This is a genomic window from Bradyrhizobium sp. (assembly GCF_035309285.1).
Lineage (GTDB): Bacteria > Pseudomonadota > Alphaproteobacteria > Rhizobiales > Xanthobacteraceae > Bradyrhizobium.
The window spans coordinates 20,293-33,207 of record NZ_DATGFH010000020.1; the positions used below are offsets into that span (position 1 = coordinate 20,293).

10 protein-coding genes are annotated in these 12,915 nt (G+C 61.1%); 5 read left to right on the forward strand and 5 right to left on the reverse strand.

The window, feature by feature from the left end:
- Window positions 1-46: 46 nt before the first annotated feature.
- Both VKR55_RS05595 and dinB read right to left on the reverse strand, forming a co-directional pair.
- On the reverse strand, window positions 47-937 hold the full coding sequence (locus VKR55_RS05595; protein WP_324400562.1) for an N-acyl homoserine lactonase family protein: 891 nt from the start codon (window positions 935-937) through the stop codon (window positions 47-49).
- A 237-nt stretch (window positions 938-1,174) separates the two neighbouring features.
- Window positions 1,175-2,422, reverse strand: a complete 1,248-nt coding sequence (dinB, locus tag VKR55_RS05600; RefSeq protein WP_324400564.1) for a DNA polymerase IV — start codon at window positions 2,420-2,422, stop codon at window positions 1,175-1,177.
- Window positions 2,423-2,715: 293 nt separating this feature from the next.
- Here dinB and VKR55_RS05605 point away from each other — a divergent pair, with 293 nt between their 5' ends.
- The gene (locus VKR55_RS05605) at window positions 2,716-3,474 is read left to right on the forward strand and encodes an SDR family NAD(P)-dependent oxidoreductase (protein ID WP_324400566.1); all 759 of its coding nucleotides are present in this window, start codon (window positions 2,716-2,718) and stop codon (window positions 3,472-3,474) included.
- 16 nt (window positions 3,475-3,490) lie between these two features.
- Here VKR55_RS05605 and VKR55_RS05610 read toward each other — a convergent pair whose 3' ends face one another.
- The 3 genes from VKR55_RS05610 to VKR55_RS05620 form a co-directional block, all read right to left on the reverse strand.
- The gene (locus VKR55_RS05610) at window positions 3,491-4,816 is read right to left on the reverse strand and encodes a UDP-glucose dehydrogenase family protein (RefSeq protein WP_324400568.1); all 1,326 of its coding nucleotides are present in this window, start codon (window positions 4,814-4,816) and stop codon (window positions 3,491-3,493) included.
- A 66-nt stretch (window positions 4,817-4,882) separates the two neighbouring features.
- Window positions 4,883-5,785 carry an FkbM family methyltransferase gene (locus VKR55_RS05615; protein WP_324400570.1) on the reverse strand — a complete coding sequence of 301 codons (903 nt, stop codon included), beginning with the start codon at window positions 5,783-5,785 and terminating at the stop codon, window positions 4,883-4,885.
- Between the two features lie 19 nt (window positions 5,786-5,804).
- Window positions 5,805-6,557, reverse strand: coding sequence for a sugar transferase (locus VKR55_RS05620; RefSeq protein WP_324400572.1), 753 nt, complete (start codon window positions 6,555-6,557; stop codon window positions 5,805-5,807).
- Window positions 6,558-7,340: 783 nt separating this feature from the next.
- On the opposite strand from VKR55_RS05620, the gene VKR55_RS05625 reads away from it, so the two are divergent.
- The 4 genes from VKR55_RS05625 (at window position 7,341) to VKR55_RS05640 (ending at window position 12,825) form a co-directional block, all read left to right on the forward strand.
- Complete coding sequence (locus VKR55_RS05625) at window positions 7,341-8,081, forward strand: metallophosphoesterase family protein (protein WP_324400574.1); 741 nt, start codon at window positions 7,341-7,343, stop codon at window positions 8,079-8,081.
- 125 nt (window positions 8,082-8,206) lie between these two features.
- A complete protein-coding gene (locus VKR55_RS05630; protein WP_324400576.1) occupies window positions 8,207-8,788 on the forward strand; it encodes a polysaccharide biosynthesis/export family protein in 582 nt (193 codons plus the stop codon).
- A gap of 469 nt (window positions 8,789-9,257) precedes the next feature.
- Entirely contained in the window at window positions 9,258-10,529 is a 1,272-nt protein-coding gene (locus VKR55_RS05635) for an outer membrane beta-barrel protein (protein ID WP_324400578.1), read from the forward strand.
- On the forward strand, window positions 10,510-12,825 hold the full coding sequence (locus tag VKR55_RS05640) for an AAA family ATPase (RefSeq protein ID WP_324400580.1): 2,316 nt from the start codon (window positions 10,510-10,512) through the stop codon (window positions 12,823-12,825). The genes VKR55_RS05635 and VKR55_RS05640 overlap by 20 nt, the downstream gene beginning before the upstream one ends.
- Window positions 12,826-12,915 lie beyond the last annotated feature (90 nt).

The window sequence follows — 12,915 nt, forward strand, 5'->3', positions numbered from 1 at the left end:
GCGCGCAAGGCGCGGGATCGGAAACAGTTCGCGGCGCGCCGTTCGATCACTCGTAAAATTCGGGCGAGTGCTTGTGAGCCTTGTAGACGTCCGGATCGTGCGCGAAGATGATGTCGGCGCCCTCGGCGTCGTGGACGCGCCTCACCCAGGCATAGGCATCGAGCATGCCGACAGGATCATAGACGCTGCCAACGCTCGGCAGGATGTTCTTGTCGAGATTCTCCTGCAGATAGACGGCATCGCTGGTCAGCACGACGGTTCCCGTCTTGGGCAAACGCACGACCATGATCTGGCTGCCCGGCGTGTGTGACACGGCGCGATGGATGTAGACGCTGTTGTCGCCGAACAGGTCGAGATCGCCGTCGAGCTCGATCGTCTTGTACTTGCTCGGCATCGGGCCCCCGATGCCGTTGCGCAGCATGGAAAAATCGTCAGTGATGAAGAAGGTGGCATAGCCCGGCGCCGGCCAGAACGCATTCTTGATCTCATCGCGCTGATACACGAAGGTCGAGTCGAGGAACTTGCCGATATTGCCGGCATGGTCGACGTGGAAGTGCCCAAGCACGACATATTTGATGTCGGAGGGCTTGACGTTGATCTTGGCGAGCTGGGCATCGATGGCGATGTCGGGCGAGCGGCCCGGATCAAGCGCCTTCACGAACGGTCCCCAATAGTCTGGATTGGTGATGATCTTGTCGTTGTTGCCGCAATCGAACAGCACGTCGCCCTTGGGATGACGGATCAGGAAGAAGCCCACGGGAATCTGGACCTTACCGCTGGCGCCGTTCTGGATCAGCGACTTGTCGAGGTTGAGCGCGCCAGAGCTGAAGACATAGAGCTTCATCTCTTTCGGAGCTTCACCCGCCTTCGCCCCGGCGGCCGTCAAAAGAAGTCCTACCGTCAACGCGCCAAGGACTCTCGCACAACGCTGCAGCATGTCGTCCTCCCTGTTAGCGTAATATTCTTTTTGGACAGCCCCTCCTTGCCACAAAATTGTGGCGGTTGTGCAGACGACCGACATACGCGCAGCCACAAATTGCATTCGCCACTTGCTGCGAGGCAGCAAGACCAGGGTCGATGCTGGCATCCCTGCTCGGCTGCGGCGCAGACGTTATTTCACAAGGCGAGATATCGCTGGGCTCGAACGTCGTTCGGGAGGGCTTGCCTGCAACCGTTACAGATCCCTTTCAGCGAGCTTGCGAAAATCGTCGGGCACGGAACGGGAAAGACCGAGCACTGCCGAGCCGTATCCGATCGCATCCCATCCGAACCGGTCGCGGATTTTGTCGATGGCACAGTCTGCCGCCCAACGCGCCAGCCCTTTCCTGGAGCCGGGACGGCGCGCTTCATCCCCGAGTCCGAGCGGAAGTTCCATGTCCAGATCCCAGTGCTCCTCAAGATGCGACACGGAGATCGCCAGCAGCGAGATGGTTTTCTCGTCGGGGTGATCCGCGAGGGCGGCGCGCACCAGTTCCTCAGCCAACTCAGCGAGGATCACGGTCGCGCAGATCGGCGCGTCGAGCGTGACCGAGCGCGTGACCGAGCTCAGGTCGGCAAAGCGAACGCGGACGGTTACAGTTCGACCGGGCCTGGACTTCGCCCGGAGCCGTGTGGCGATGCGATCCGCGAGATGAAACAGAGTGGGCCGGATGACGCGCGCGACGGCGGGTTTCCTGCCGAGCGCTGATTGCGCGCCCGCCGATCGGGCCCGGCGGTGAGGCTTGAGGCGCCGCGGATCGCGATTCCACGCCAGCGCCGCGAGTTTTTCTCCTGCGGCCGGACCCAGCAATCGTTCAAGCGACCATCCGGGTGTCTTTGCGAGCTGCCCGATGGTCGAGACGCCGATCGCGGCCAGCCGCGCCTTCGTGACCGGACCCACGCCCCACATCAGCTCGACAGTCAATTCGTGAAGGAACTCAAGCTCGGTGTCGGGATCGACAACAACGAGCCCGTCGGGCTTGGCGACTTGCGAGGCAATCTTCGCCAGGTGTTTGGTGCGCGCAACCCCGACCGAGATCGGAAGGCCAAGCTCGGTGCGCACACGGCGGCGGATGGTCGCCGCAATCTCGGCAGGCGTGCCGAAGAGATGAGTGCAGCCCGCAACGTCGGCAAAGGCCTCGTCGATGGAAATCCGTTCGACGAGAGGGGTGAAATCGCCGATCACCTTGATGGCGGCATCACCAAGCCGTTGATAATCCTTGAAATGGCCTCCGACGAAGGCGAGCTGCGGACACAGCTCGCGCGCCTGCCGTCCCGACATGCCGCTACGGATGCCGAACGCCTTGGCTTCGTAAGAAGCGGCAAGCACAACCCCGCCACCAACGGCGATGGGCTTGCCGCGTAACGACGGGTCGAGCAGTTGTTCAACCGAAGCATAAAAAGCATCCAGGTCGGCATGAAGGATGGTGGCTGTTGTTGCCATCCCGACCGTCTATCCGTGATCTTTGACCGAGCCTGGTTCCGTCGTCGGCTCACTAAGCCGCATGAGAACAAAATAGGAACAGAACGGGCGGTTGGTCAACCCCGAATTTGAGACCGTTGCCCGACCCAAGTCCGGCAAGACGTTGATCTGTCTGGATGCGGCTACGGGAAAGGGCGCTGGTCTCTGAGGTACGCAACTGAATTCTGATCTATACACCTCAGGGATGGACTGGCTAAGGTCCGGACCGTTCGGGGCACGCATGGCGCGCCCCGAACGTCATTAGGGAGGAAGTCATGGCCGCCATCTATTCGGATCTCGCCGGCAAGGTCGTTCTCGTCACCGGCGGTGCATCGGGCATCGGCGAGGCGATCGTGCGGCGCTTCGCGCAGCAGAAATCGGTTGTCGTGTTCTTCGACATCAAGGGTGAGGAAGGCATGCGCCTCGCGCGCGACCTCTCGGGCCAAGGTCTTGGCGCGCACTTTTTCAAAGTCGACCTCACCGACATCGCGGCGCTGCGCGGCGGCATCGCTGACGCGCGCAAGGCCCACGGTCCGATCAATGTTCTGGTCAACAACGCCGCCCATGACGAGCGGCATGCGACGGAAGAGATGACGCCGGAATATTGGGACGACCGCGTCGCCGTGAACCTGAAGCATAGCTTCTTCGCTGCGCAGGCCGTACTGCCGGACATGAAGGCGGCGAAGGCCGGCGCCATCATCAATTTCAGCTCAATCTCGTGGATGGCGGGGCAAGGCGGCATGGCGGCCTACACCGCGAGCAAGTCCGGCATGCTCGGTCTCACCCGCTCGCTGGCGCGCGATTACGGCCCCTACAATATCCGCGTCAACGCGATCGCGCCCGGCTGGATCATGACGCAGCGCCAACTCGAGAAATGGCTGACACCGGAGGGCGAGGAAGAGCTGATGCGCCGTCAGTGCCTGAAGCGCAAGCTCGTCCCGGATGAAATCGCGAAGTTCGCGGTTTTCCTTGCGTCCGACGAAGCATCGGCGTGCACGTCACAGCATTACGTCGTGGATGGCGGCTGGGTGTGAGTCCCGCCGCCGGTTGCTAATAGGCGAGCGGCCTGGGTCGCCCGACACCGCAGTAGTGGAAGCCGTGTCGCGCCGCCTCCTCGGGCGAATAGATGTTCCGCAAATCCACGATCACCGGGCTTGCCATGATCAGCGCCAATTCCTTCAGATCGAGTGCGCGAAACTGCTCCCACTCCGTCACGATGACCAGTGCGTGAGCGCCTTTCGCGCAATCATACGCGCTCTCGCAGAAGGTTACGTCCTGCAGCACTTTCTTCGCCTGCGACATACCCACCGGATCGAAGACGCGGATAGCGGCCCCCATGTCCTGCAGGGCGGTGATCAGCGGAATTGAGGGGGCGTCACGCATGTCGTCGGTATTTGGCTTGAATGTCACGCCCAAGACGGCGATGGCCTTGCCGCGCAGATTGCCGTTGCCGCCGAACGCGTGCGCAACCTTGCGCGCCATCGCGCGCTTGCGCTGATCGTTCACCGCCATCACTGTCTCGACGATGCGCAGCGGCGCCTCGTTGTCCTGCGCCGTCTTGATCAGCGCCAGCGTGTCCTTCGGGAAGCAGGAGCCTCCGAACCCCGGCCCGGCGTGCAGGAATTTCTGACCGATGCGGTTATCAAGACCGATACCGCGCGCGACCTCCTGAACGTTGGCCCCGACTCTTTCGGCGAGGTCGGCTATCTCGTTGATGAATGCGATCTTGGTCGCCAGGAAGCAGTTCGCGGCGTATTTGGTCAATTCGGCGGTGCGGCGGTCCGTGTGGAGAATCGGCGGCGCGTTGAGATGAAGCGGCCGGTAGACTTCGGTGACAATATTGCGCGCCCGCGCGTCGCTACATCCGATTACAATCCTGTCCGGGTGCTTGAAGTCACGTATCGCTGCGCCCTCGCGCAGGAATTCCGGATTTGAGACCACGGCAAATTCCGCGGCCGGGTTGGCCTCGCGTATGATCCGCTCGACCTCATCGCTGGTTCCCACCGGGACTGTCGACTTGGTCACGATCACCGTGAATTGCGTGAGCGCGCAGGCGATCTCGTGCGCCGCCGCATAGACATAAGACATGTCGGCGTGACCGTCGCCGCGCCGGGATGGTGTTCCGACCGCGATGAAGACAACCTCGGCATCGGCGACTGCCGATTTCAGGTCGTGTCCAAAGACAAGACGGCCCTGCCTGACATTGGAGGCCACGAGCTCGGCAAGACCCGGCTCGTAGATCGGAAGCTCTCCCCCTTTCAGAGCCGCCACCTTGGCCTTGTCACTGTCGACGCAGACGACATGATGTCCGAAATCGGAGAAGCAGGCTCCGGACACAAGTCCGACGTAGCCGGCACCGATCATGGCAATACGCATTGACGCCTCACTTGACTTGCTCCTGCACCAACGCCCCCGGCGAAGACCCTTCGGCACCATCGTCGGCTAGGCATTGAGGATCGCTTCTCCGTCGAGGTGCGGCGGGAAGAAGAAGAAATTGTTGACATAGAACCGCCCCTGCCTGCGGCCCCCGTTGGGCAACAGCGCGGTGGCATCCTGCAGGGCGGAAGAGCGGAAATCCGCAACAGCCAGCGCCGCCCCGTCATTGAGGAAAAATCCCCGATACGCTCTTTCCTCGAAGAACTCGAAGACAGTGCGCGTTGCTTCGCTTCGATGTCGATCCTCGGCCTCGACGAGGAACACGGGCTGCGAGTGCTCAATCAGCTCGATCGAGCCGTTGAGGACGTGCAACTCATGACCTTCGACGTCGATCTTCACGAAGGCAACGTCCTGATCGACGACGCGATCAAGCCGAGCCGTCGGCACCTGGAAGGATACGCCTCCTCCTTCCAGGCCACCGACCCTCGGCTCAAGCGAGGCGAGAGCGTGGATCAGCTCCTCATCGCCTTGTGGGATGAACAGCTCTGCGCTTCCGCTGTGATCTGACAACGCGACCTCGTGGATGCACACATTTGCAGCCGAAGTCCGCCGGAGCAGATCGGCCATCCTGTGCGAAGGCTCGAAGGCGTGCACCTGCGCGGAGAGACGCGCCAATTCGCGGGTGTAGAGACCGCAGTTCGCTCCGACGTCGACTGTGACGGCTCCTTCGGGAACGATTCTGTCGAGGACGTGCAACTCGGGATCCGCCGATTTCGGATGATGCATCAGATGCCAGTGAAGCCAAATTGTCGGAAACGCGTCCTTGAGGATTTCCTTGGTTCGATGTCGTGCGCCCATTTCCGCTGTCTCTCTGATAAACGGGTTGAAGGTGGAGGGCTCTGCCCGGCCTCGACCGGACGAATGAGGTTGTGCTGCTATTCGAATTGCTTCGTCGATGCGCCTGCTCACCGGCATCGTCGCCTGTCGATCAGAAGCCGCTGCCCGAAAGGAATTCGTTGCGGATGGTCCGCATGATGATCATGACGTCCATGCGCAATGACCATTTCTCGATATAGTGGAGATCATAGTCGATGCGCGAGATGGCACGGCCAGCCTCGACCGTGCTGCCCCTGCAACCGCTCACTTGAGCCAGGCCCGTGATGCCGGGACGTGCGGTGTGGCGCTGAAAGTAATATGGCACGAGATCCTCGTAGGGCAGGTCGGCCGCAAGCATCCCCGGAACGTGCGGACGGGGACCAACCAGAGACATATCGCCCTTGATCACATTGAAGAGCTGCGGAACCTCGTCGAGGCTGGTCTTGCGTAATATCCTGCCGATCGACGTCACCCTGGAATCGCCACGGACCGTTTGCTTCACGCCAGTTGCGTCACCCGTGTCCGCGCGCATCGAGCGGAACTTGTAGATCTTGAAGCGCCGATTGCGGTAGCCGTACCTGTACTGAAAGAACAGAACTGGTCCCGGCGACGTCAGCTTGATCGCAACCGCTATTGCCATCAGCAGTGGCGCAAGGAACAGCAGGGCCGCGCCGGCAACCGCGAGGTCGAAGACCCTCTTTCCGACCGATGCTGCCGGCTCGGTCCAATTCAGCCGGCGCGAACGCCGGCTGCGGTAGACTCCGCCGGAGCTGCATTCGATCGGGCGTACCGATATGAAATTCCGCTCCCTGCGGAGCGGCGTGACGTTGTCCCGGTACAAACGAACTGCAAGAGTGGGCGCCATTAGTTTCTTCGTCTCCACCAAATCCTGGTAACGCGACGTTTACGAAGCGCAAAACAATCCGTGTTCGGGCGACAACACTGCCGCCGAAACATTCTCAGACTCGAGATTCCCCATCCGCCCGGAATGCGCTACGATCCGCCTTGCTCGAACCTTCCGAAAGTTCTTGAGCGAAATGGGGCGGCAAACCGGCGCTGCTGGACACACATTTGCAGCGCGAGATCGGAACCGCCGGTGCACCGCGCAAAAATTTTTGTGTCGAGAGACGGTTAGTTCGCTTTGCTCATGAAATGAGCTGCGCTCGCTTCGACACTGCTATGCATAATCTGAAAATCAGGAACAAACTTCTGCTGACACGGATGCGAAACTGAATTCGATACCGGCAACTCCAATCGCACGCATCGTTGTAGCGCATTTTTAGCGACAATCTTCACTGAAAGCTAAGCGGCCACCCGTAGTCTGCCGGATTGCAAGCAGCGCCCCTTGGCCTTCACAAGTGTTCCGATGATCCCGCAGCTTCAAAGAACTCTTACAGATTCTTTCAGCGAGCTGCCCGCTTGTGAACGAAGCCAGACGCGGGCGTCCGCTGATCCGGCCGATTGCCCCGTCATCGCTCCACGGAACGAATCACCCGATCGGCGATTGCGGAACCTCATCATCGCAGGAAACATCGTTGCCTGGATTGTGATCGTCGTGATCGTCCGAGCGATTTTCTTCTAGTATCGTCTTTGCCGCCCCAGCCAGCTTCCATTTGACCGCAGACCGGTTCCGTGATCGCTAGCGCGGATGATGCGTGCACGGTCCGCAGCAAGTTCCAACCCGATCGCGGCGTCGACGCCACCGGACACCCGTCTTTACGCCATCGGCGACATTCACGGCTGTGCCGATCTCCTGATCGAGACGATCGAGCGTATTGAACGGGACCTTGAACGCAGGCCCATCCGCTCCAGCGTCGAGATCTATCTCGGGGACTACGTTGATCGCGGCCCCGACGCAAAGGCCGTTATCGATGTGTTGGCCGCGCGGCTTGTTGAAGGACGGGCCGTCTGCCTGCGCGGCAACCATGAGGATCTGATGGAGCGGTTCCTGCGTGACCCGATCCACCTCGAAGCCTGGCTGCAACTCGGTGGCCTGCAGACGCTGGCGTCCTACGGCGTCACTCCACGCACCGATCGCGTTGAGAGCGACAAGACGTTGCATCGCCGGTTTTGTGAAGCCTTTCCCCGCGCTCACGAATTGTTTCTGCAATGTCTCAAGCCATGGTGCGCTTGCGGAGATTACCTGTTCGTTCACGCCGGCATTCGGCCGGGCATTCCGTTGGAAGCCCAGAAGCTCGGCGATTTGCTCTGGATCCGCGACGAGTTTCTCACCTCGCAACGTGATCACGGCAAGCTGATCGTGCATGGGCACTCGCCGGTTCCGCATCCTGATATTCATCACAATCGAATCAACATCGACACCGGCGCGTGCTGGACGGGAACACTCACTTGTCTCGCACTCGAGGGAACATCGATTCTTTTTTTGTGAGCGACGCCTCGTTTGTGGGCAGTTTCACGGAACTCGTCACCACATTTTTTTGCCTTCTTTGCCAAACAATCATCCGCGGCCGTCAATGAGCTGGTTCCGGAGATGCCGTCATGCAGCAAGGTCGAATGCGCGCAGCCGCGCTCGCTCTTCTCGCCATCGCTCTGGTGCTGTCAGCAACAGCACCCGGAACGGTGTCGCCCGCATTGGCGCAACAACAACCGCCGAGTACATCACCGCCTCCTTCGGCAGCCGACTACGTGCTCGGACCAAACGACAGGATTCGACTGAAAGTTTACGGCGAGCCCGATATCAGCGGCGAATATGAGATCGACAACACAGGACAGATCTCGGTGCCGCTCGCAGGTCACATCAATGCTGCGGGGCTCACGACGAGACAGTTGGAGCGCGCCGTCGCCGCCGCATTGTCGAAGGGAATCGTGCGCGATCCGCGCGTGAATATCGAAGTGGCCTTGTATCGGCCCTACTACATTCTCGGCGAAGTCAAAAAGAGCGGCGAATACCCTTATCGTCTCGGGCTCACTGTCCTTGACGCAGTCGCAAGCGCCGGCGGCTTCACTTATCGCGCCAACGAAAACAAGGTTTATCTGCGGCGCGCCGGGTCCAGTGCCGAAGAGAGCTACTCACTCGATATTCCCATTCTGGTCAATCCGGGCGACAACATTCGTATTCCCGAACGCTTCTTCTAGTTCTCGTCCGTGTTCGAAATTTCCCCGCGAACGGAAACGTGATCGGCCGTTGATCGTAGCCGACGCGCAAGTGAACAAGCGCGTCATAGTGCCGGCCGGTTGCGGTGCAAATTTTTTTGCGCATTGCAGAAAACTTTTTCGTTTCATTCACGTTGCATTGAACTGGGGACCATCCCTCCGATCCAACGACGCGATGCTCTGTGATGCCGATGATGACGACAGCGCGGAATGACTCTGGACTGCCGCCTTCACAGGCAGGCTGCGACTGCTTTCCGGGCAGCGATTTGCATCGTGGAAAACTATCCGTCGCAAAGGGCCGCCGATGAGCCGCACGGTTGCCCCTTGTCGTTGGGAGAGTGCGTGTCGCTCGGCGACGCCACGTCCGAACAGTTCCCTTCTCCGATGCGGTTTCGCTTCGGCACCGGTCGCTGTGATTGCGCTCGCCGTCGTAACCCCTGCGGACGCGCAAGTGATTCAAACCGGCAACGACGCACTCGCTCCGCCCTGGAACGTGCAGCGGATTTTCGACCCGACGCCGCTGCCGATGCTGACGGACGCGCAAACGAGCGAGCCGGTGGCGCCGGAAGATACGCCGGTGAAGACCCGCCAGCAGCCGGGCTACGAGCCAGTCGGGATTCGCTCCGGCTCCTGGTTGTTCAATCCGTCGCTGACGGCCGGCACCTTCTACGACAGCAACGTTTTCTCCTCCAACACGCTCAAACGCTCTGATGTCGCGGGCGTGATTGAGCCGTCGCTGCGCGCCCGAACGCTCACGGACCGGTATGGCGTCGATATGACGCTCGATGCGCAATCGACCTTCTATCATCAGAACTCCAGCCTCGATCAGAACAGTGTCAGTCTCAAGGGCAACGGCTGGTACGATGTCACTCACGACTTCGCTGTCCTTGGAAGCTTTCAGGTCGCCCATCTCAATGAAGGCGTCGGCACTTTGAGCTCGCCCGCCAACGCAGTGCAGCCGACGCCGTACGACCTGTTTTCGGGCGACCTCAGCCTACGCAAGGAATTCAATCGCCTCACGGCGTCGACGGGTCTTCGCGTCGAGTCCTACGACTTCGGTTCGACGCGGGCGCAGGACGGCACGTTCATCGACGAGAGCAGCCGAGACGGCCAGATCTATTCCCTGCACAGCCGCGTCGACTATGCGTTTTCACCGGTGCTCGGCTGGTTTACCGGCGTCGAAGGCAACGAGCGCGATATCCGTGGCACTTCCGGTCACACCCTGGACTCGGCAGGTTATCGGACGCTGTCAGGCGTCACGGTTGGTTTGACCTCGCTCATTACCGGCGAATTCGGCGTCGGTTATGTGCAACAGCATTTCGCCGATCCGACGATCGGCACCATCGACGGCCCGTCCTATCGCGCGAGGCTGACATGGAGCCCGACGCGCCTGCTCGACATCCATGCCAACGCCGAGCAACTCGTCACGCAGACTGCGGTGACGAGCTCGGTCGGCGTGCTCGCCGACACCGCGCAACTCGGTGCGGACTACGAGCTTCGCCGCAACGTCGTCCTCTCCGTCAATGGCGGTTACGAGGTCGACCGCTTCTTCGGCCAAACGCGCAAGGACGACGTCACGACGGCCGATGCCGGCGTCAAATACCTTCTCAGCCGCTATGGGGTGATCTCCGGTTTCTATCGATACACCATCCGCAACAGCGACATTCCCGTCTTCAGTTACGACAAGCACCAGGTTGGGTTGAATGTTACAGCGCAGTTTTGACCAGCCTTACATCGTGGAAGACCCGCCGGCAAAACCGGCCGAGGCACCACAACAGCCAACCGTCGATTTGCGCGAAATGGCGCGGATCCTGCGCCGGCGCTGGAAGGAGGCAGCGGCCGCGCCGGTGGCGCTGCTCATCCTGGCGATCGTCTACCTGGCAACGACGACGACATTATATACGGCGACCTCCACGGTCCTCGTCGATCCACGCCGCGCCACCGCGATCGAAGCGAACCAGTCCTCCATTTCAACGTCGAATTTTGGAACCGACGACGCCACTATCGAAAGCCAGGCTCTGCTGATCCAGTCGATCGCCATCCTGCAGGGCGTCGTGGACAAGTTGAAGCTGACCAAAGATCCCGAATTTGGCCCGTCGCCCGGCCTGCTCGATCCAATCAAACGGCTGTTCGCCCACCGCGGCTCGAGCGCGAGCGCCGCTGCGGAGGATCTCGCGCGAACGCGCGCGGTCGACATCCTGCAGCGGCGGATGAAGGTGACGCGCCAGGGAACAACCTTCCTGGTCGACATCAACGTCAATTCCGCTTCGCCCCAGAAAGCCGCCGCGATCGCCAATGCCGTCGCGGAAGTCTATCTCCAGGAGCAGGTCCGCGCCAAGAACGACGCCACAAAGATTGCATCGAACTGGCTTTCCGGCCAGATCGACGAGCTGAAATCCCGCGTCGTTGCCTCCGAAAAAGCCGTCGAGGATTTTCGCGCAGCCAACAATCTCACCGTCTCGCAAGGCGTGACCGTCAACGATCAGCAGATCACCGATCTCAACAACCAGCTCGTCGCGGCCCACGTCCAGACCGCCGAAGCGAAGGCAAAGTTCGAGCAAGCCCAGCAAATGTCCAAATCCGGCGGCGATCCCGGCGGAATCAGCGCGGCAATTACCTCTGAAGTGATCACCAAGCTGCGCGCGCAGTATGCCGATATCGCCAAGAACGAAGCCGATCTCTTGAGCAAATATGGTCCCCGTCATCCCGCCGTCGCGAACGTTCGCGCGCAGCTCCGCGATACCCAACGCCTGATCAATGAAGAGATCCACCGCATCCTGCAAGGCACGAAGCACGACTACGAGGTCGCGCGCTCGCGCGAGGCCGCCCTGCAACAGAGCTTTGACAAGCTGCAGGGCGTTTCGAGCTCGTCCGGCCAGGCGCAGGTCCATTTGCGCGAGCTGCAGCGCGAGGCGGAAGCGAACCGCACACTTTATGAATCCTACCTCGCCCGCTCCAAGGAGACGACGGCGCAGGAAAGTCTCGATCTGCCCGAATCCCGCGTCGTGACGACGGCCAGCACACCGGTCGCGCCGTCCTGGCCCAAGAGTTCACTCATTCTCGGTCTCGCGCTGACAATCGGCCTCGGTATCGGATGCATCGTCGCTTTTCTTGTCGATTATCTCGACTCGAAGCTGAAGACGCTCGAGCGGGCGGAACAGATATCCGGCGTGCCGGCGCTGGCCGCCCTCCCCTCGATCAGTGCGGGCGAACTCGCGGGACTGGCGAAACGCGGACGACGGGAGCTTGGCCACTACGATCCGCGAGCCCAACGCCTGCTGCCGCCCTTGTTGCAGCCGCCGTTGATGCGCTACGCGATCGAGGCGCCCGGCACTTTCTTTGCCGAAGCCATTCGCTCCGTCCGGCTCGCGCTTCAACGCACCATGCGCGTTCAGCCGATCAAGGTCGTGCTCGTGACCTCGGCGCTCGACAATGAAGGAAAGACGACCCTTTCCGTCAATCTCGCGCAATCGCTGGCGACACTCGGCATCCGGACGCTTCTGATCGATGGCGACCTGCGCAACCCGCAGCTCACACGCTCCCTGTGCCCCCACGCCGAGGCCGGTCTGATGGAGGTCGCGATAGGCAAGGTCCACGCGGAGCGCGCCATGGTGGTCGACCACTCAACCGGGCTCGTGATTCTGCCGTCAACGAGCGTCAAGCAGGTCGACATCATCACCGAGCTCATGTTCTCCGAGCGGATCGTCGACGTCTTCGATCATTTCCGTCATCGCTACGAACTGATCGTGGTCGATTCACCGCCACTGGTGCCGCTGGTCGACGGCCGTGCGCTGGCCGAACTCGCCGATCGCATCGTCCTCGCGGTCGCCTGGGACCAGACCCCGAGCGAAGTGCTAGCCCATACGATGGACCTGCTCGCGCCGGTGCGAGAGCGGATCCTCGGGACGGTGTTGACGCGTGTCGATCTGAACCGCCTGCGCTTTTACGACTACTATCAGAGCTCGGCCTATATCAAGCCGTATGCAGCCTCCAGGCTCACGATGGAGGCGGCGCAATGATGCCGGCCCCGCGCGCCATCCCACCGGCAGGCGATCACGCCCCGAGATCGTTCGGCGTTCCCGCCGTCGGCCCGGCCAGATTCAACCGAC